The sequence below is a fragment of the Rummeliibacillus pycnus genome (assembly GCF_002884495.1).
In the GTDB taxonomy this organism is placed as follows: domain Bacteria; phylum Bacillota; class Bacilli; order Bacillales_A; family Planococcaceae; genus Rummeliibacillus; species Rummeliibacillus pycnus.
The window spans coordinates 2718881-2738403 of record NZ_KZ614145.1 but is presented as its reverse complement, the minus strand read 5'-3'; the positions used below and the strand labels follow the sequence as shown (position 1 = coordinate 2738403).

Below are 19523 nucleotides of genomic sequence, written 5' to 3'. Positions count from 1 at the left end.
AAATGCTAGTATTATAATGGGGAAATATTAAAGGAGGTTGTTACCATGCAGATGTTAGAAAGGGTTGGTAAATTCGCGGGTAATACGTTTGCGTTTTGGGTATTGTTAGCCGCTGGTTTAGCATTATATGCACCAAATCTATTTACTTGGATTGGACCTTATATTTCATTATTACTGGGAATTGTCATGTTTGGCATGGGGATGACATTATCACTTGGAGATTTTAAATTAGTTTTAAAGCAGCCTAAGGGTGTTATCGTTGGTGTTTTAGCACAGTTTATCATCATGCCATCAGTAGCATACTTATTAGCTAAAGGTCTTCAGTTATCACCTGAAGTAGCAGTTGGTGTCATTTTAGTTGGAGCTTGTCCAGGTGGTACTGCTTCAAATGTTATGACTTTCCTTGCAAAGGGGAATACAGCTCTATCTGTGACCATAACTTCTATTACAACATTACTAGCACCAATATTAACGCCAGCAATTATTTATTTCTTAGCAAGCGAATGGTTAAATGTTTCGGCAAGCGCTATGTTCTTATCAGTTGTTAAAATCGTTTTAATACCAATTTTCTTAGGCATTATTGTTAAACTTATTTTTAAAAATAAAACAGATGTGGCAAATGGTGTGATGCCTCTTGTTTCGGTAGTAGCAATTGTAGCAATAGTAGCTGCTGTTGTAAGTGGAAGCCGAGATAAAATTCTTGAAACAGGTCTATTGATCTTCGCCGTTGTCATTTTACATAACGGTCTCGGATTATTAATCGGATTCTTAGTAGCAAAAGTGTTAAAGCTTAACTACGAGGATCAAAAGGCTGTTTCTATTGAAGTTGGGATGCAAAATTCAGGTCTTGGTGCAGCGTTAGCATTAGCACACTTTAGTCCGTTAGCAGCAGTACCAAGTGCAATTTTCAGTGTGTGGCATAATATTTCAGGCCCATTATTAGCAACCTACTGGGGATGGAAAGCAGAGCGTCTAAAGGAAAAAGAATCTTTTGCTAAGGGGAATACAGAAGAAAAACAAGTAGTATAAAATAATTGCAAAACGCACATGGGATAAATTCAGTTGAGTTTATCCTGTTTTTTGTTTCAAGTGATTAACAAAGAAATAGCTATTTTACAAAGGAATTTATATAAGATTATCGAATAAATACCTATAATTGACGGTAAAATGCAAGTTAACTGACAGTTAGGGGGGTTATTCGATGACAAGTTATATACGAGGTAAACAATTACGTGATTTAATAAGTTTGTCTGAATCAAATCTTAAAAGGTATTATGAGTTGTTAGAACAACATGGCTATGTATTTGCCCGGAACAGTAGAGGGCATAGAATCTATAGTGAAGATGATATTAAAGTTTTTCAAGCTGTAATTTATTTGAACAAAGGAAAGAACATGTCTTTAGATGATGCAGCATCATTTGTCTGTTCAAAAGGAATAGATATAGATGCTATTTTCACTGACACTAAGAATGACAGTCAAAACGATCAGAATTTAACGTCATATACTGTAATGCCTTCAGAAGTACGGTCAGAACAGACCGTAAAAATGTTAGTTGAAATACATGAAATGCAAGTAGCGCATCAGTCTTATTTTGAACAGTTGAAAAAGGAAAATAAAGAATTACAACACCAATTATTAAGGTTTGAAACACAGATTGATGAGCGCGATCAGCTTATCGATCAAATTTTAGAAAAAGTCAATCAACAAGCAGCTACCATAGAAAGTAAAATGGATAACCATTATCGACAATTGAAGCAAAAACAATTTGAACAATTTGAAAAAATAAAACAGAAAGAGAAAAAGGGATTTTTCAATCGTTTATTTAAAAACTAACATTGACAGGAGGATCAATCAAAACTCTTTCCACTGATATTTAATGGAAATACAAGCTATTATCATCAATCTAATAATAATTTGACATTCCGATTATGCTTTTAGACATTTTAACCTAGTCTTGATGTCGGTTATCAATTTTAATAGTTTAAATAAGTTAAATGGAAGGAAATAAGAATGATATGAAAGGGGAAAATGATGTCTTTTGATACTGAATAATGAACGGATGTATATTGGTAATTTAAAGATGAAGTTTAAACAAATTATACAAAATAAATAAGGAGAATTGAAAAAGAAATTCAATACAGAAATTATCTTCTTTACGATTGCTCCCAGTTTTTTATTTGTTCTTCTTCTGCGACTACTTGTAAATCGTAAGCATTAATTAAAAAAATCTCATACTCATATCTTTCTGCATATTGTTCCGCCAGTTTTTTTATATATTTTGGAGATCCTTCGTTTTCTTCGTCATAAACAATTAACATACCATCGGAATTTTTTAGGAAGAACTTATTTTTTTCGATGAATTGCCAAGGAGCTTCATATGGTCGTTTTGTTAAGCTGGTTACAAAGTCTGCTTGAGCTAAAATCATTTCATATTTTTCTTGCTTTGCTTCATTCCAGTTTTTTTCTTGATCTAAAAAGGGAGTCATAATGGCATACTTTAACTCTGGATATTCCATTTGTAAATCCATTACAATTTCAGCAGCCCATGTTTCAACACCTAGTTGACCACTTAAAATAATCCATTCAAGTCCATCGTTAATGAGTGGAATAAGGCGATCCTGTATAGCTTTTTTAATAATTGATATACCTGGATGAGTATCGTTGAAGATACCTAGTTCATGTGCCTTGTAACCTGTAATGACGAGTCGGTTTAGCATAATTTGACCTCCTAAAGTTTAATATATGTTTTGTACTTTTGCTGATCTAGCTACAATAGAGCTTTCGAAATAGAATAATACTTATAATGTGAAGTAAAAGTGCTTTGCTTTCTAATAAACTTTGTGTATAGACACAGTTGATAGTTTATCCGTTTTATTATTAGCGGTCAATTTATGTTCAACGTGCATACCTCCATTTTATAGCTCTTTCTTGCCTGCAGAATTCGTACCTTTCACTTACTTGTGTGACAGAACAACAAAGATATTCTAAATAAAAATGCGCACTAAATCGTTTTATTGGATTTAGTATAACAATTTCAATTTTTTTCTTCTTACTATATAACAGAATTCTTCTAATTACGATAGAATGTTTGTGTGAATTTATCCGTATGGGAATCGATTTGATTGTAATTTTTTTAGAATAACTTTTTGTGTATTTTATTGATTTTATTATCTAGATTTCATCAAAAAATATTATTATATATAGTACTAATCTATTTATATTCAGACTAATTACCGATATTTGAATATTCAGGATTAATAAAGTGCATTTTATAAAAAAGTAAACTATACTAAAACTGTACTAAAAAATAAGTAGAATAATATAGTACAATTTTCAAAAATGTTTCCGGAAACCTACTTTTAAAAGAGCTCATTTACCTCAAAATTTTTAGTAAGTTAGAAATTATCATTTTTCTTGGAGGGTTCAACGATGAAAGCAGCAGTATGGTATGGACAAAAGGACATTCGTGTCGAAGAAAGAGAATTAAAGCCTTTAAAAGACAATGAAGTAACTGTTCGTGTTGCATGGGCAGGTATTTGTGGTAGTGACTTACATGAGTATCAAGAAGGACCTGTATTTGTGCCGGTAGAAAAAGAGGATGAATTAACAGGCGAAATGGCCCCAATAATCATGGGTCATGAATTCGCTGGTGTAGTTGAGAAAGTTGGTAAAGACGTAAAAAAATATAAAGTAGGGGATCGTGTAGTTGTTAACCCAACACTAACACATGGCAATAAACCAGAAGATATTGATTGTTATGATGGTTTCAGCTTTATCGGTTTACATGGTGATGGCGGCTTCACAACATTTGCAAATGCTCCAGAATCTAATTTATATCGCTTGCCAGAAACTTTAACACTACAAGATGGTGCTCTAGTAGAACCTACTGCCGTAGCAGTACAAGCTGTTAAAGAAGGTGACTTACATTTTGGTGATACTGTAGCAATATATGGAGCTGGCCCAATAGGATTACTTACAGCAATTGCAGCAAAAGCAGCAGGGGCAAGTAAAATTATCGTTCTTGACCTATCAGAAACTCGTTTAGAAAAAGCAAAAGAACTTGGTGCTACTCATATTATTAACTCTGGTAAAGTAAACGGCCCTGAAGCAGTTCGTGAAATTGTGCCTGGTGGGGTAGATGTTACATTTGAAGTTGCCGGTGTCGCTCCAACATTCAAACAAGCAATCGATTCTACTCGTGCACGCGGTACAATGGTTGTTGTTTCAATCTTTGCTCGCCCAATCGAATGGAATCCATTACATTTAACAAACACTGGTGTTAAAATTACTTCCACTATTGCTTACACACCAACTTCATTCCAACAAACTGTAGACTTAATGGGTACTGGCCAATTAAAGCCACAAGGTATTGTGACATCGCAAATTGTACTAGATGATATCGTAGAAAAAGGCTTTGAAGCATTAACAAATGATAAATCCCAAGCGAAAATTCTTGTTGAACTAAGCGGAGAAAAATAAGTTTTTATATATTGACCATATTATTTTATAGATAAAAAAACTGCAGATACATCCTTGCTTAAGGGGAGTATCTGTAGTTTTTCTTTTCTAGTGTCTGTTTTCTGTATCTACTTTAATGGAATTTTCTATTATTAATAATGAAATAAGTTTATTTCTTTCTATTAAGATGGGAATTTCCTTTTTGTGCTAATAAAAAAGTGCACAACTGACGACCCTTTCGTAGCATTATGTATTCTTCCATAAATACTGATTAAATGAGAGGGGTGATTAGTTAAAGTTATAGAAAGTAGAAATATATAGGAACTCTTATAGACCGGAAAAGAATATTATTTTAGGGTGGGAAAAATGTTGACGTTCAAATAAATACATGATAATATAATCAAGTCGCTAAAACACGGCATTCAAAATAATATTAATCTTTTAAAAAAGATAAATATTTGTTGACAAAATAAATATAACGCGATATAATTGATGAGCTGTTAAAAAATAGCGAATTAAATTAAATCTTCGTTAAAAAAGTTGTTGACAAGCAATCGGAGATTTGATATAGTATAAAAGTTCGCTAATGAGCGAATTTATATGAACCTTGAAAACTGAACAAGCAAACGTTAATCAATAAACTTTGATCACTAACTTCTGTTAGTGACAAGGACAAATTGTTATCAATAGATAACGCTAGCAAAGCAAATGAGCTTTCAAACTTTACTTTTATGGAGAGTTTGATCCTGGCTCAGGACGAACGCTGGCGGCGTGCCTAATACATGCAAGTCGAGCGAATGACGAGGAGCTTGCTCCTCTGATTTAGCGGCGGACGGGTGAGTAACACGTGGGCAACCTGCCCTGTAGACTGGGATAACTTCGGGAAACCGGAGCTAATACCGGATAATCCATTTCACCTCATGGTGAAATGTTGAAAGGCGCTTTCGGGCGTCACTACAGGATGGGCCCGCGGTGCATTAGCTAGTTGGTGGGGTAACGGCCTACCAAGGCGACGATGCATAGCCGACCTGAGAGGGTGATCGGCCACATTGGGACTGAGACACGGCCCAAACTCCTACGGGAGGCAGCAGTAGGGAATCTTCCACAATGGACGAAAGTCTGATGGAGCAACGCCGCGTGAGTGATGAAGGTTTTCGGATCGTAAAACTCTGTTGTAAGGGAAGAACAAGTACGTTAGGAAATGAACGTACCTTGACGGTACCTTATTAGAAAGCCACGGCTAACTACGTGCCAGCAGCCGCGGTAATACGTAGGTGGCAAGCGTTGTCCGGATTTATTGGGCGTAAAGCGCGCGCAGGCGGTTTCTTAAGTCTGATGTGAAAGCCCACGGCTTAACCGTGGAGGGTCATTGGAAACTGGGAGACTTGAGTGCAGAAGAGGAAAGTGGAATTCCAAGTGTAGCGGTGAAATGCGTAGAGATTTGGAGGAACACCAGTGGCGAAGGCGACTTTCTGGTCTGCAACTGACGCTGAGGCGCGAAAGCATGGGGAGCAAACAGGATTAGATACCCTGGTAGTCCATGCCGTAAACGATGAGTGCTAAGTGTTAGGGGGTTTCCGCCCCTTAGTGCTGCAGCTAACGCATTAAGCACTCCGCCTGGGGAGTACGACCGCAAGGTTGAAACTCAAAGGAATTGACGGGGGCCCGCACAAGCGGTGGAGCATGTGGTTTAATTCGAAGCAACGCGAAGAACCTTACCAGGTCTTGACATCCCAGTGACCACTCTAGAGATAGAGTTTTCCCTTCGGGGACATTGGTGACAGGTGGTGCATGGTTGTCGTCAGCTCGTGTCGTGAGATGTTGGGTTAAGTCCCGCAACGAGCGCAACCCTTAATCTTAGTTGCCATCATTTAGTTGGGCACTCTAAGGTGACTGCCGGTGACAAACCGGAGGAAGGTGGGGATGACGTCAAATCATCATGCCCCTTATGACCTGGGCTACACACGTGCTACAATGGACGGTACAAAGAGTCGCTAACTCGCGAGAGCACGCTAATCTCATAAAACCGTTCTCAGTTCGGATTGTAGGCTGCAACTCGCCTACATGAAGCCGGAATCGCTAGTAATCGCGGATCAGCATGCCGCGGTGAATACGTTCCCGGGCCTTGTACACACCGCCCGTCACACCACGAGAGTTTGTAACACCCGAAGTCGGTGAGGTAACCTTTTGGAGCCAGCCGCCGAAGGTGGGATAGATGATTGGGGTGAAGTCGTAACAAGGTAGCCGTATCGGAAGGTGCGGCTGGATCACCTCCTTTCTAAGGAATATTTCGGAATACAGACCTTGGGTCTGTAAGATTAACGGTTGCTGTTCAGTTTTGAAGGCTCATCGCTTTCAAAACTTGTTCTTTGAAAACTGGATAAAACGACATTGAAGAAATTCTTAAGTAACACATTTTTTTATATTAAGTTTTAAATTTTTTAGGCTTAATAACTTGAAAGTTGTAAAAGGTTTCAAGACACGAGTAGTACTAGGAAATGAGTGAGTGAAAACCGGAGTGCACTTTGGTGCATGAGGATTTGAACGAGTGAAATTGACGACGTAATGCGATGTGTATTGAAAACTGAAGGTTAAGTTATTAAGGGCGCATGGCGGATGCCTTGGCACTAGAAGCCGATGAAGGACGGCACTAACACCGATATGCTTCGGGGAGCTGTAAGTAAGCTATGATCCGGAGATTTCCGAATGGGGGAACCCACTGTTCGTAATGGGACAGTATCTTGACGTGAATACATAGCGTCATGATGGCAGACTCAGGGAACTGAAACATCTAAGTACCTGAAGGAAGAGAAAGAAAATTCGATTCCCTTAGTAGCGGCGAGCGAAATGGGAAGAGCCCAAACCAAGAGGCTTGCCTCTTGGGGTTGTAGGACACTCTATACGGAGTTACAAAGGAATGAATTAGACGAAGCGGTTTGGAAAGACCTACCGAAGAAGGTAACAGTCCTGTAGTCAAAAGTTCATTCCCTCCAGAGTGGATCCTGAGTACGGCGGAACACGTGAAATTCCGTCGGAATCTGGGAGGACCATCTCCTAAGGCTAAATACTCTCTAGTGACCGATAGTGAACCAGTACCGTGAGGGAAAGGTGAAAAGCACCCCGGGAGGGGAGTGAAAGAGATCCTGAAACCATGTGCCTACAAGTAGTTAGAGCCCGTTAATGGGTGATAGCGTGCCTTTTGTAGAATGAACCGGCGAGTTACGATTACATGCAAGGTTAAGTTGAAAAGACGGAGCCGTAGCGAAAGCGAGTCTGAATAGGGCGAATGAGTATGTGGTCGTAGACCCGAAACCAGGTGATCTACCCATGTCCAGGGTGAAGGTAAGGTAACACTTACTGGAGGCCCGAACCCACGCACGTTGAAAAGTGCGGGGATGAGGTGTGGGTAGCGGAGAAATTCCAATCGAACTTGGAGATAGCTGGTTCTCTCCGAAATAGCTTTAGGGCTAGCCTCGTGATAGAGAATCCTGGAGGTAGAGCACTGTTTGGACTAGGGGTCCATCCCGGATTACCGAATTCAGACAAACTCCGAATGCCAGTGATTTATGCACGGGAGTCAGACTGCGAGTGATAAGATCCGTAGTCAAAAGGGAAACAGCCCAGACCACCAGCTAAGGTCCCAAAGTAATTGTTAAGTGGAAAAGGATGTGACGTTGCTTAGACAACCAGGATGTTGGCTCAGAAGCAGCCACCATTTAAAGAGTGCGTAATAGCTCACTGGTCGAGTGACGCTGCGCCGAAAATGTATCGGGGCTAAACAATTCACCGAAGCTGTGGATAGACATCTACGATGTCTGTGGTAGGAGAGCGTTCTAAGTGCTGTGAAGTCAGACCGGAAGGACTGGTGGAGCGCTTAGAAGTGAGAATGCCGGTATGAGTAGCGAAAGATGGGTGAGAATCCCATCCACCGAATGACTAAGGTTTCCTGAGGAAGGCTCGTCCTCTCAGGGTTAGTCGGGACCTAAGCCGAGGCCGACAGGCGTAGGCGATGGATAACAGGTTGATATTCCTGTACCACCTCCCTACCATTTGAGTAATGGGGGGACACAGTAGGATAGGGTAAGCGCACTGTTGGTTATGTGCGTCTAAATAGTAAGACGTGAGAGTAGGCAAATCCGCTCTCTATAACGTTGAGCTATGATGGCGAGCTCGTATGAGCGAAGTTCCTGATTTCACACTGTCAAGAAAAGCCTCTAGCGAGGTAGGAGGTGCCCGTACCGCAAACCGACACAGGTAGTCGAGGAGAGAATCCTAAGGTGAGCGAGAGAACTCTCGTTAAGGAACTCGGCAAAATGACCCCGTAACTTCGGGAGAAGGGGTGCTCTAGTAGGGTGCAAGCCCGAGAGAGCCGCAGTGAATAGGCCCAGGCGACTGTTTAGCAAAAACACAGGTCTCTGCAAAACCGTAAGGTGACGTATAGGGGCTGACGCCTGCCCGGTGCTGGAAGGTTAAGGGGATTGCTTAGCGCAAGCGAAGGTGAGAACCGAAGCCCCAGTAAACGGCGGCCGTAACTATAACGGTCCTAAGGTAGCGAAATTCCTTGTCGGGTAAGTTCCGACCCGCACGAAAGGCGTAACGATCTGGGCACTGTCTCAACGAGAGACTCGGTGAAATTATAGTACCTGTGAAGATGCAGGTTACCCGCGACAGGACGGAAAGACCCCGTGGAGCTTTACTGTAGCCTGATATTGAATTTTGGTACAGCTTGTACAGGATAGGTAGGAGCCAGAGAGACCGGAGCGCCAGCTTCGGTGGAGGCGTCCTTGGGATACTACCCCAGCTGTATTGAAATTCTAACCCGTACCCCTAAGCGGGGTAGGAGACAGTGTCAGGCGGACAGTTTGACTGGGGCGGTCGCCTCCTAAAGAGTAACGGAGGCGCCCAAAGGTTCCCTCAGAATGGTTGGAAATCATTCGCAGAGTGTAAAGGCACAAGGGAGCTTGACTGCGAGACCTACAAGTCGAGCAGGGTCGAAAGACGGGCTTAGTGATCCGGTGGTTCCGCATGGAAGGGCCATCGCTCAACGGATAAAAGCTACCCCGGGGATAACAGGCTTATCTCCCCCAAGAGTCCACATCGACGGGGAGGTTTGGCACCTCGATGTCGGCTCATCGCATCCTGGGGCTGTAGTCGGTCCCAAGGGTTGGGCTGTTCGCCCATTAAAGCGGTACGCGAGCTGGGTTCAGAACGTCGTGAGACAGTTCGGTCCCTATCCGTCGTGGGCGTAGGAAATTTGAGAGGAGCTGTCCTTAGTACGAGAGGACCGGGATGGACACACCGCTGGTGTACCAGTTGTTCTGCCAAGAGCATCGCTGGGTAGCTATGTGTGGACGGGATAAGTGCTGAAAGCATCTAAGCATGAAGCCCCCCTCAAGATGAGATTTCCCATTACGCAAGTAAGTAAGATCCCTTGAAGACGACAAGGTAGATAGGTTCGAGGTGGAAGTGTGCTGACACATGGAGCTGACGAATACTAATCGATCGAGGACTTAACCAAAAGTTGATTTAAGAACTTCAATAACGTTTATCCAGTTTTGAGAGAACAAATCTTTCTATAGATGAGATTTTCAAGATACGAGCAGTACGAAGTAATGCGAAGTAGATTGTAAATCGAAGGTCTAGTAATGATGGCAAAGAGGTCACACCTGTTCCCATGCCGAACACAGAAGTTAAGCTCTTTAGCGCCGATGGTAGTTGGGGGCTGTCCCCCTGCGAGAGTAGGACGTTGCTAGGCAAAATACATAGGCGAGAAGAAAACATACAGTTTTCTTCTCGTTTTTTTTATTTTGTTTAGATTGTCTACTATCAATTTAAAGTATAAATTCATTTTAGAATGTAAAAAGTAGAAAAGAATGTAGAAGTAAAGTACTTCTACTTATTTTTGAACACTAAACCTCCGATGTGCTAAAAGGGCAATTTCCTAAAAATAATAAAAGAAAGGATTATTTATATGAAATTAAAGGGCTATTTGTGGAGTGCTTTCTTAGTAGCATTTATCTCGATTATAGGGTTTAGCTATATAGCCATTCTTATAAGCAATCATAAAATTATACAATTTGACCAAAGAGTTATTACCTTTGTACAAGGTCTTGAATCACCATTCCTCACTTTGATAATGAGGTTTTTTACATATTTGGGCTCTTTTCCTTCGGTAATGGTTCTATTTATTGTCATATCGTATTATTTATATATAGTGTTAAAGCATAGAGCAGAATTTCTGTTATTTGGAACAGTAGTTGTAGGGACAATCATATTTAATGAGATGTTAAAGCACTTTTTCCATCGAGCACGTCCAGACTTCCATCGATTAATTGAAGCAGGAGGTTATAGTTTTCCTAGTGGGCATGCAATGAGCGCGTTTGCCTTTTATGGAATTGTTGCATTTTTATTGTGGAGACATATACCTGATCAATTGGGGCGTACTATTTTGATTTTAGTAAGCATTCTATTCATTTTTATAATTGGTATTAGCCGAATTTACCTTGGAGTACATTATCCAAGTGATATAGTTGGAGGATATTTTGCAAGTGCTTTATGGCTAACAATTGCTATTTGGTTTTTCCAAAGATATAAAGAAAAACAATATGAAAGAAGTTATCGTTCTTAGTGTAGATGAATTTAGAATTTAAATTAAGAGGGGGACTAATTTGGAAAATTGGATTATTGAAATGATGAATTCTTATGGATATATTGGCATTCTCCTCTTAATTGCTTTAGAAAATATTTTTCCACCTATTCCATCTGAAGTGATTTTGACATTTAGCGGATTCCTTACTACTACTTCAGACGCAACGATAGTAGGCGTTATTATTTTTTCTACGATTGGTTCAGTAGTTGGGGCGATTGTTCTTTATGGTATAGGATTACTACTTGATGTCCATAGACTTGAAAAAATTGTGGATAAGTGGGGCCATATTTTACGATTAACACGGAAAGATATTCGTAAAGCAGATGCTTGGTTCCATAAGTTCGGAGTTTGGGCAGTATTAATAGGAAGGCTTGTTCCATTAGTTAGAAGTTTAATTTCTATACCGGCTGGCATGGCACACATGAACTTTGGGGTATTCTTATTATTTACAACAATTGGTTCATTAATCTGGAATAGTATTTTAGTTAATGTGGGAGCTACTGTAGGTTCCTCATGGGGTACTATAGCTGGCTATATGGATACATACTCTAATGTTGTTGTTGTCATTTTGGGTATCCTCTTTTTGCTATTTGTTATTCGCTATATTAGAAGTAGACGTAAATAATAGAATGCCTTTTAGCTGTAGTACGCTTTTTCAAAAGTATCTACAGTTTTTTATTTGCTTGGATGCACTTCTGTCTATTCGCCCTTAAACTGGTTCACTGTATTTAGTATTTTATGTACAATTAAAAGGAAAGACATACAGTATGATTTTAACGGAGGGATTAGATATTCGCTTTGAGTACATATTATTTGATTTGGATGGTACATTAACAGATCCAAAAGAGGGTATTACAAGAAGTATAGCTTATGCATTAGAGAAACTAAATGCAACAAGTTTAGATGAACAAACTTTAGAATATTTATAGGACCACCATTAATGGAATCATTTTGTGAAGTTTGTGGTTTTGATCATGACAAAGCAGAAAAAGCAATTGAGTATTATCGTGAAAGATTTCAGCAAGTTGGTTTGTATGAAAATAAAGTCTACTCTGGAATAGAAGCATTACTCTCTGAATTGAAGAAGAAAGGTGCCAAATTAGCTTTGGCTACATCAAAGCCGACTATTTTTGCTGAAGAAATATTAAACCACTTCAACTTAAAACAGTATTTTGATGTAGTAGTGGGGAGTAATTTAGATGGTACACGTTCAGCTAAAAATGAAGTCATTCAAGAAGCATTAAAACAGTTATCCTTCCCACCTAAAGAAAAAGTAGTTATGATTGGTGATCGCAAATATGACATGATAGGTGCAAAAAAAGAGGGGATTTCGAGCATTGGCGTATGTTACGGTTATGGTAGCCAAGAAGAATTGAAAATGGAAGAAGCTATGCATATTGTTCAAGATATACAGATGCTTAGTGAGTATTTAATGAAGTGATTAGAGTTTCTTAATGATCACTAAAAAAGGGATTAATAAATAATAATTTTTCCTATCAAAAATATCATGGATGAATATTTCAGATTTTCACCCATGATATTCTTAATACTTTTATAACTGAGGAATTATACTAGGTTTCCCAAATAAGTACCCCTGAAAAAGCTGATAGCCATTTTGCTTTAACCAATCAAAATCTTCTCTACTTTCAATCCCCTCAGCAAGTGGGATAGCTCCTAATTCTAATGCTTTTTTTAAAAAAGACTTAGAAATTTCTTGTTTTTTACGATCCATACTCACATTTTGTACATACTTAATGTCTAATTTCATATAATGAGGCTTTAAATCGGTAAGCATGTCTAATGTGCTATATCCTTCCCCGACATCATCTAAAGCATACTGGAATCCCTTTTCATTATAGTAATTTAAAATTCTTTTTAAATGATCTATATCATCAACTTTGTCGGATTCTACTACTTCAAATACAAATTGGGTAGGGTCAATTCCTAATTGGTTTGTGAGTTGGACCGTTGATTTTAAGCAATACTCAGGTGAGTAAATAGATGTCGGAATAAAATTAATAAATGTTTTTTTCTTTAAGCTCGCTGAATATTTAACTGCTGACATCCTACATATTCGATCTAATGCATATAAGCGACCACGGTTTCTTGCAGCAGTAAAAACCTCATTTGGATAAATAAGAGATCCATCTTCTCTTGTAAATCTAGATAATACTTCATATGCGTAAATTTCTTCATTTATATCTACAATTGGTTGAGAATAACTAATAACAGATTTCTTTCTAATGACTTCATCAATCCATTGCATATCGATTATGTTTTGAATATCGTCAATCGGTCTCCACTCCGCATTCTCTAAGCGGAAAAACACATTTTCTTCATCCATATAATCTTTACAGAAATCCAAAAATTCTCTTACGCCGGATTCATTGATAAATAGATGATTGTCTTTAATTTTTATTATTAAATTTCTTCTAGTAAAGTGGTTAAATATTGTGTCCGTCATTGAAATGTTTTTGTGCCCACTTAATAGAATTTCAAACTGTAACTCCAAGATTAAGCAATTCTTACATGTCATCTTTATCCCCCCATTAGTTTTAATTTAAACATAAAAACAATCATAGAATATAACTTTATTTTTTCCACTTTTCTTAGCTTTATATAGTGCTTGATCTGCCTGAGAAAATAATTCCTTTCCACTAATCTTGGTGAATTTGTTTTTGGAAATTGTTGCAACTCCTATACTGATTGTAATAAAAGGACTGATAGTGGAGGAAACATGGGAGATATTTAACTGTTCTACTGTTTGACGAAGTGTATTTGCTAACGTAATAGCGTCTTTTTTATTGGTTTTTGGTAAAATAACGCAAAATTCTTCTCCACCAACTCTACAAACAATATCCTTCTCTCTTACATGTTCCTTTAAGGTAGTTGCTACTAAAGTGAGACATTTATCACCTTCTAAATGTCCGTAAGTATCGTTGTATTGTTTAAAATAATCAATATCAATCATTAATAGAGAAAAGTCATTATTAGACTCATAGTATTCTTTAAATTGCGTATTCAATAATTTATTAAATAGCCTCCGATTGTGGACACCTGTTAGTTCATCTAGAAATATTGCTTTTTGTAATAATTTTTTCTCTTTTGAAATTTGCTTTATCTTTAGTTGTTGCTGAGTAATATCACGGGATATACAAATAATCTCTTTATTATTTTTAGTTGAGGATGATAGAAATTGATATTTAGTTTCAAACCAGATATAACGATTGTTTTTACAACGTATTCGGTAAGTAATGGTTTGAATCTCCTTTTTCTTAAATGATAAACTGTGAAATTGCTTGAATTTCCCTAAATCTTCAGGATGAAAAAAGTCACTAGCAGATTGGCCGATTAACTCGGACGGATTATATCCTAATAGTAGTTTACATATCGGTGAAGCATAGGTAAAAACGCCGTCTAGTGTATGTATTGAAATAAAGTCTGTTGAATTTTCAGTAATTAGCCTATATCGTTCTTCTTTATGAGCTAATTTCAGTTCGGCCAGTTTACGTTCAGTAATATTAACATGGGAAATTACTGCCCCATAGTTAATACAATTTTCAGTTCTAATAGGAGTAACCCTTAGCAGAAACCAACGTAATTCTTGTTCAGTATGACAAGGATATTCAAATGTGAATTGTGTTTTTTCCCCGTTTAAAACACATCTAATTCCCTCTTTTATCTCTTCCGGACAAACATTTAAATAATTAGTCCCTATGTATCCATTAGAAGTATTGCCGTTATTTTCTTTAGAAAAGTCAATCCAAGATTTATTTACTGCAATGATAATCCCATTATTATTAATTACTGCGATATTGTCTAAAAGAGAATCCAAAATAGCTTGACTAAAATCCTTCATTAAAGCATCCTCCTGAATCGTATTTTCCTCATCTAACTACATTTCCATATCTAAATTCTTTTGGTTTCATTATGAGCGAGCTTTTTCACTTTATATTAAAATAAGCATGCCGCTTATGATTTAAAATTTTCTGAAGTAAGTCGTTGCACAAATTAACACAGGATCGAACTATTATTTGTAAAACAACTTTAATAGAATTTTTGATGGATCTCTTTTGAGGTATCGTATATGATAATTCTGTTTAATTGTAGCGAATACTAGAATAGTATCATTTAGAAAAGGTTTTGTTTAGATTATTCCTCCTATTTAGTTTACAGATTTTGAATAATCAATGATATTTTAAAGCAAAAAAATAGACCGTTAAAGATATACGGCCTATTTTAAGGAAGATAATTTAACAGCTTACTTAAAGAAATAATCATAAATATTTTTTGCTAATAATGAGCATGTCACCATGATAAATAATACTCGGACATAACCTGTCCCTTGTTTTAGTGCAAATTTTGAACCGACAATGGCACCGAAAATTTGTGCAATGCCCATTGGTATTCCATATGCATAGTGTATTTGTCCTAAAGACATGAACATTAGTAATGCAGCAATATTACTTCCGAAGTTTAGAAATCGAGCATTACCTGCTGCCCTAAGAAAATCAAAACCTACCATTAAAAAGGCGAAAATGAGAAACGACCCAGTCCCGGGTCCTAAGAAACCATCATAAAATCCAATGACAAAAATGACTACTATAAATAAAGCAAGTTTAGCTGGCGATAATCTTTTATAAGTGGAAACGCTACCCCAATCTTTTTTGAAAATGGTATACACAGCAACCCCAGCAAGCATAATCAGCATAAGTGGTTTTAATATCTCTGGATTCATCAAATGGACAATCCATGCACCGATACCTGATCCAATAAGAACTAATGGGAAAAATTTTGCAACAGATTTGAAATCCATCTTGCCAGAACGGTAAAAAGTTATTGTACTCGTTAGAGACCCCATTGTCCCTGCAAGTTTATTCGTTGCAACGGCTGCAGCAGGTGAAAGACCTACAAATAACAAGGCTGGTAATCCAATTAATCCACCACCACCGACAACAGAATCAATAAATGCAGCTAAAAAACCAAAAATTACAAGAATTAATAAAAGTGAAAAATTAATATCTACGTCAAATGACATCAAATCAACCTTCCTGTATAGTAACTACTAAGATAGTAACTAAAATCTTTTTTATTGTAAATAGTTACAAATAGATTTGGTAAGATGAAGATAAGAAAAAATGGAGGAATGCAGTATGGAGAGCTTAGTGAAGCAGCTAAAGGCAATGGGATTCACTGAATACGAGGCAAAATCCTATGTTGCTTTGGTCAAATTGGGGGCTGTAACAGCATATCAAGTAAGTAAAGACTCTGGTATACCGAGAGCACGAATCTACGATACTTTGAAAAACCTAATTGAGAAGGGAATTGTCTTAAAAGAGGAAAAAAACGATGGGGCTGTGTATTCACCACTACCAGTAGACGTCTTTCTAGAAAAGGCACAATCCACTTGGGAAACAAATTATCAAAGTTTGAGCAAAAAGCTTAAAGAACTAGAAACAACAGAAGAAAAGCCAGACAACCGTGTTCTTACATTAAAAGAGAAAACGACGATTGCTAGCTATTGCAAATCACTTATTAAAAAAGCCCAAAAAAGAATTATCATTTCGATGTGGGATGATATGTATGAAGAGTTAAGAAAAGATTTAGATGAAGTAGATGAAAATATCCAAATTCAAGGAATTACACTACATGTAAATGAACCTGTAAAAGGGGTAGATCTACATCGAATCACTCATTTTACAGAAGCACCAACAAGTAAGAGGTGGTTTATTTTATCCATTGATGCAAAGGAAATGATATACGGGTCATCATTAGATGATCGTGAATTGGCTTTTTATACAGATGATCCCGTTCATATTTATTTATTGGAAGATTACGTTTGGCATGATGTATTGGTTAACCGCTTAGTTAGGAAAAGTGGAGATAACCTAGAGGAATGGATATCCACGGAACGAAAGAAATTCTTTATGGAAGATTAAATTGTGGATATGTATTGATGAAATAATTAGTTATACACAAGTAGCAATAGGGAGATCAGAAAGGTAGATAAGTTGAAAGGGAAAACCTGCGTATTGATAGACAGTAACGATGAATTGAACCTATAGGGCAATAATTACCTTTGCAACCCTCCCTTTAAAAGTGAAGGTTGCAGGTAATTTATAAATTGAATAAATAATTTCAAATTGATTTAGGATATATAGGTATCATACCAAATGAATTGTTTTAAAATGATTTAGATTAAGATAAACAGAATTTGTTCTGGCAGTTTTTATTTCTACAATTTCCCCTTCGATCGCAATTATTTTTCCAATATAATTGCTTTTCTCTCCAATATTAATGACAACCAGTTCATTTTTCATATGCTCAACTTGAATTTCTAAGTTGTTCGATAATGGTTCATTATAAGGTTGAATAGAAAAGGTTTGATCTGCCAATTCGTAAGGCTTTTGATTAAAAGAATAAGGAATAAGCCATTTTAAATGTTTTAATGCAATAAACATGGTTTTATAGATAGGTGATTGAAATACGATGTAATTATTCATAATGTTCGAGATATATCCATGCAATGAAGTTTTACCTGTTACATAAATTTCTGTATACATTCCTTGTGCTTGGGTAAGAACCTGAGTCAGGGTTAAATCTTCCTTCTCTTTGTTCGAAATAATAGTTGGAGGTTCTGAAGGTTTATCGATTTCATCCCCATTATCATTATTTAGGGATAAATGTTGAATATGTTCAATAGGAACGTATAGATAATCACTTCCATTAAATAAAACAACTATTTCACTGCCGATATCGATCATAGTACCTTTAAGAAATTTCCCTCCGGATATCTCAAGCTCTACTATTTCATTGCTGAATTTTTGTAGTAATTTATTCATGTCACCATCCTTTTTAATAAATTTTTCTACATAAAGATTTAAGCTAACTAAACCAATAATTGAATCATCAATATAAAGTAAACTATTAAAGAAATGAGATTGTTTTGTTCATGTGATTTCCTCTAATGTTCTTTCTTTAAACGAGCATTCTTTAATTGCAGATACATTTTTTCAGCATGTTTCATTAGTGCATAGTATTGTTTTTCTAAAACAATCTTTTCTTCTTTTGAACTGGTTTTATTTACAATGTGGCAATTAGATGATGATTGTTTATAGTCTAAATTGTTAGTTGAATGATGTAAATTTTCATCAATATCGCCTTCTTTGAGTACTTTTTGTGTTGAAAGATCGAAGGAGTTAGAAAATAATGGATCAGTATAGTGATTACTAGAATTCGGATTATCATAAAAAACTTCGTAATCTTCATTTAACATGTTTGGTTTATCTAAAAGTTTTTTATCAGTTAAAGAAGCGATTGAAAACGTAATATCTTTCTTTCCTTTTTGATATACGTTAGATTTGGTTAGCTTAAATTTTCTTTTTCTAATTTTTCTATTTCTGTTCATTATAAAAGTATTTAGATCTTCTTTTGTTAAATTATTTGATTCATTATCGTATTCTTCAACATTTGATGAATGAACGTAAGTATTTTGGGTTGTTGATCCTGCTTCGTTGGAGTTCTGGATATCTAGGTGATTTGTTTCATCGTTATAATTTTTTCTTTTAATAGCATTGAAGTATTCTTGTGCAGACATCTTATTTTTGTTTTTTTGTTCGTTTTTAGTTGGTTCTACTAGATGGTGAGTACTTTCATTCCTTGAATCAAATTCATTAAATTGAACAGTTTTGTTGGGTATAGGAAGTTGGACAGAATCAGGTAATGTAGTAACAGGATTAGTTTCAGAGGATAAGGTAGATTCGGATGTAGAAGGAAGAATAAGATCAGTTTCAGAAGATAGGGTAGGCTCAGGTGTAGAAGTCAGAATAGAGTCAACTTCAGAAGATAAGGTAGACTCAGATGTAGAAGGAAGAATAGATTCATGTTCAAGGAGTTGATTTGATTCGTCTTCTGGAGATAATGATTGGATAGTATCTTTTATAACATTATTCTTTTGATTTTGTTCAATATTTTCGTAAATACCTTTATAGATATTAGAAATATAAGATTTTTGTACAAAGAGTTGTTCTGTATTGTTAACTAATATAATATGGTCTTCGCAAATCCTACTTAACAATCCAGCAAATGTTTGGTTACTCATGCAATTAATAGTGACCCAATTATATTTCAAGTCATTCAATATATCTGTTAAATTATTACGGTTTAGGTAGGGAACTACGTTAGATGATACTCGAAAGTCTTTAGCATTTTTTGAACATGCATGAATTTGATTGAGCGCAAAATAAATAACACTCTGATTCACCTTTACAATTAGGTGATCTCGCTTAACGTTTAATAAAACGCCTTCGATAAATTGGTTATCGTTGAGATAAAAACCAATTTTCGAACCTACAAGACCCCCTATTGATTTTTCAAAGTTACCCTCCATCAATTAGGGGGCCCCTTTCATAAGTT

12 protein-coding genes, 3 rRNA genes and 1 pseudogene are annotated in these 19523 nt (G+C 36.8%); 10 read left to right on the top strand and 6 right to left on the bottom strand.

Annotated elements, in window-relative coordinates:
• The first annotated feature begins 45 nt into the window (after positions 1-45).
• Positions 46-1029, top strand: a complete 984-nt coding sequence (locus CEF14_RS13310; protein ID WP_102693294.1) for a bile acid:sodium symporter family protein — start codon at positions 46-48, stop codon at positions 1027-1029.
• 172 nt (positions 1030-1201) lie between these two features.
• Positions 1202-1834 (top strand): MerR family transcriptional regulator, encoded by a 633-nt coding sequence (locus CEF14_RS13305; protein ID WP_102693293.1) that lies wholly within the window; start codon positions 1202-1204, stop codon positions 1832-1834.
• A gap of 320 nt (positions 1835-2154) precedes the next feature.
• On the opposite strand, the gene CEF14_RS13300 is transcribed toward CEF14_RS13305, so the two are convergent.
• The gene (locus CEF14_RS13300) at positions 2155-2718 is read right to left on the bottom strand and encodes an SLOG family protein (RefSeq protein WP_102693292.1); all 564 of its coding nucleotides are present in this window, start codon (positions 2716-2718) and stop codon (positions 2155-2157) included.
• A 712-nt stretch (positions 2719-3430) separates the two neighbouring features.
• Between CEF14_RS13300 and CEF14_RS13295 the strand changes: the two genes are divergently transcribed.
• The 7 genes and pseudogenes from CEF14_RS13295 (at position 3431) to CEF14_RS13265 (ending at position 12549) form a co-directional block, all read left to right on the top strand.
• Entirely contained in the window at positions 3431-4480 is a 1050-nt protein-coding gene (locus CEF14_RS13295) for a 2,3-butanediol dehydrogenase (protein ID WP_102693291.1), read from the top strand.
• A 707-nt stretch (positions 4481-5187) separates the two neighbouring features.
• Positions 5188-6737: ribosomal RNA gene (locus CEF14_RS13290) — 16S ribosomal RNA — on the top strand.
• A 311-nt stretch (positions 6738-7048) separates the two neighbouring features.
• A 23S ribosomal RNA gene (locus CEF14_RS13285) occupies positions 7049-9977 on the top strand.
• Between the two features lie 120 nt (positions 9978-10097).
• A 5S ribosomal RNA gene (gene rrf, locus CEF14_RS13280) occupies positions 10098-10214 on the top strand.
• Together the 16S, 23S and 5S rRNA genes form the textbook arrangement of a ribosomal RNA operon.
• Positions 10215-10430: 216 nt before the next feature.
• Complete coding sequence (locus tag CEF14_RS13275) at positions 10431-11087, top strand: phosphatase PAP2 family protein (RefSeq protein ID WP_102693290.1); 657 nt, start codon at positions 10431-10433, stop codon at positions 11085-11087.
• A 40-nt stretch (positions 11088-11127) separates the two neighbouring features.
• Positions 11128-11733, top strand: coding sequence for a DedA family protein (locus CEF14_RS13270; RefSeq protein ID WP_102693289.1), 606 nt, complete (start codon positions 11128-11130; stop codon positions 11731-11733).
• 142 nt (positions 11734-11875) lie between these two features.
• Positions 11876-12549, top strand: a pseudogene (locus tag CEF14_RS13265) (HAD family hydrolase).
• Positions 12550-12660: 111 nt separating this feature from the next.
• On the opposite strand, the gene CEF14_RS13260 reads toward CEF14_RS13265, so the two are convergent.
• From CEF14_RS13260 to CEF14_RS13250, 3 genes are all read right to left on the bottom strand, one after another.
• Positions 12661-13644, bottom strand: a complete 984-nt coding sequence (locus tag CEF14_RS13260; RefSeq protein WP_102693288.1) for an EAL domain-containing protein — start codon at positions 13642-13644, stop codon at positions 12661-12663.
• Positions 13645-13668: 24 nt separating this feature from the next.
• Positions 13669-14967, bottom strand: a complete 1299-nt coding sequence (locus CEF14_RS13255) for a sensor domain-containing diguanylate cyclase (protein WP_102693287.1) — start codon at positions 14965-14967, stop codon at positions 13669-13671.
• A 402-nt stretch (positions 14968-15369) separates the two neighbouring features.
• On the bottom strand, positions 15370-16146 hold the full coding sequence (locus CEF14_RS13250; protein WP_102693286.1) for a TSUP family transporter: 777 nt from the start codon (positions 16144-16146) through the stop codon (positions 15370-15372).
• A 115-nt stretch (positions 16147-16261) separates the two neighbouring features.
• Between CEF14_RS13250 and CEF14_RS13245 the strand changes: the two genes are divergently transcribed.
• Positions 16262-17047, top strand: coding sequence for a TrmB family transcriptional regulator (locus CEF14_RS13245; protein ID WP_102693285.1), 786 nt, complete (start codon positions 16262-16264; stop codon positions 17045-17047).
• Between the two features lie 225 nt (positions 17048-17272).
• Here CEF14_RS13245 and CEF14_RS13240 read toward each other — a convergent pair whose 3' ends face one another.
• A complete protein-coding gene (locus tag CEF14_RS13240; protein ID WP_102693284.1) occupies positions 17273-17950 on the bottom strand; it encodes a DUF2642 domain-containing protein in 678 nt (225 codons plus the stop codon).
• Positions 17951-18072: 122 nt separating this feature from the next.
• Positions 18073-19500, bottom strand: coding sequence for a hypothetical protein (locus tag CEF14_RS13235; protein ID WP_146013883.1), 1428 nt, complete (start codon positions 19498-19500; stop codon positions 18073-18075).
• Positions 19501-19523: the final 23 nt, after the last annotated feature.

Excerpts from the sequence above, each read along its gene's own strand:
- CEF14_RS13310 (WP_102693294.1), top strand. The coding sequence starts at position 46 with ATGCAGATGTTAGAAAGGGTTGGTAAATTCGCGGGTAATACGTTTGCG.
- CEF14_RS13305 (WP_102693293.1), top strand. The coding sequence starts at position 1,202 with ATGACAAGTTATATACGAGGTAAACAATTACGTGATTTAATAAGTTTG.
- CEF14_RS13300 (WP_102693292.1), bottom strand. The coding sequence starts at position 2,718 with ATGCTAAACCGACTCGTCATTACAGGTTACAAGGCACATGAACTAGGT.
- CEF14_RS13295 (WP_102693291.1), top strand. The coding sequence starts at position 3,431 with ATGAAAGCAGCAGTATGGTATGGACAAAAGGACATTCGTGTCGAAGAA.
- CEF14_RS13275 (WP_102693290.1), top strand. The coding sequence starts at position 10,431 with ATGAAATTAAAGGGCTATTTGTGGAGTGCTTTCTTAGTAGCATTTATC.
- CEF14_RS13260 (WP_102693288.1), bottom strand. The coding sequence starts at position 13,644 with ATGACATGTAAGAATTGCTTAATCTTGGAGTTACAGTTTGAAATTCTA.
- CEF14_RS13255 (WP_102693287.1), bottom strand. The coding sequence starts at position 14,967 with ATGAAGGATTTTAGTCAAGCTATTTTGGATTCTCTTTTAGACAATATC.
- CEF14_RS13250 (WP_102693286.1), bottom strand. The coding sequence starts at position 16,146 with ATGTCATTTGACGTAGATATTAATTTTTCACTTTTATTAATTCTTGTA.
- CEF14_RS13245 (WP_102693285.1), top strand. The coding sequence starts at position 16,262 with ATGGAGAGCTTAGTGAAGCAGCTAAAGGCAATGGGATTCACTGAATAC.
- CEF14_RS13240 (WP_102693284.1), bottom strand. The coding sequence starts at position 17,950 with ATGAATAAATTACTACAAAAATTCAGCAATGAAATAGTAGAGCTTGAG.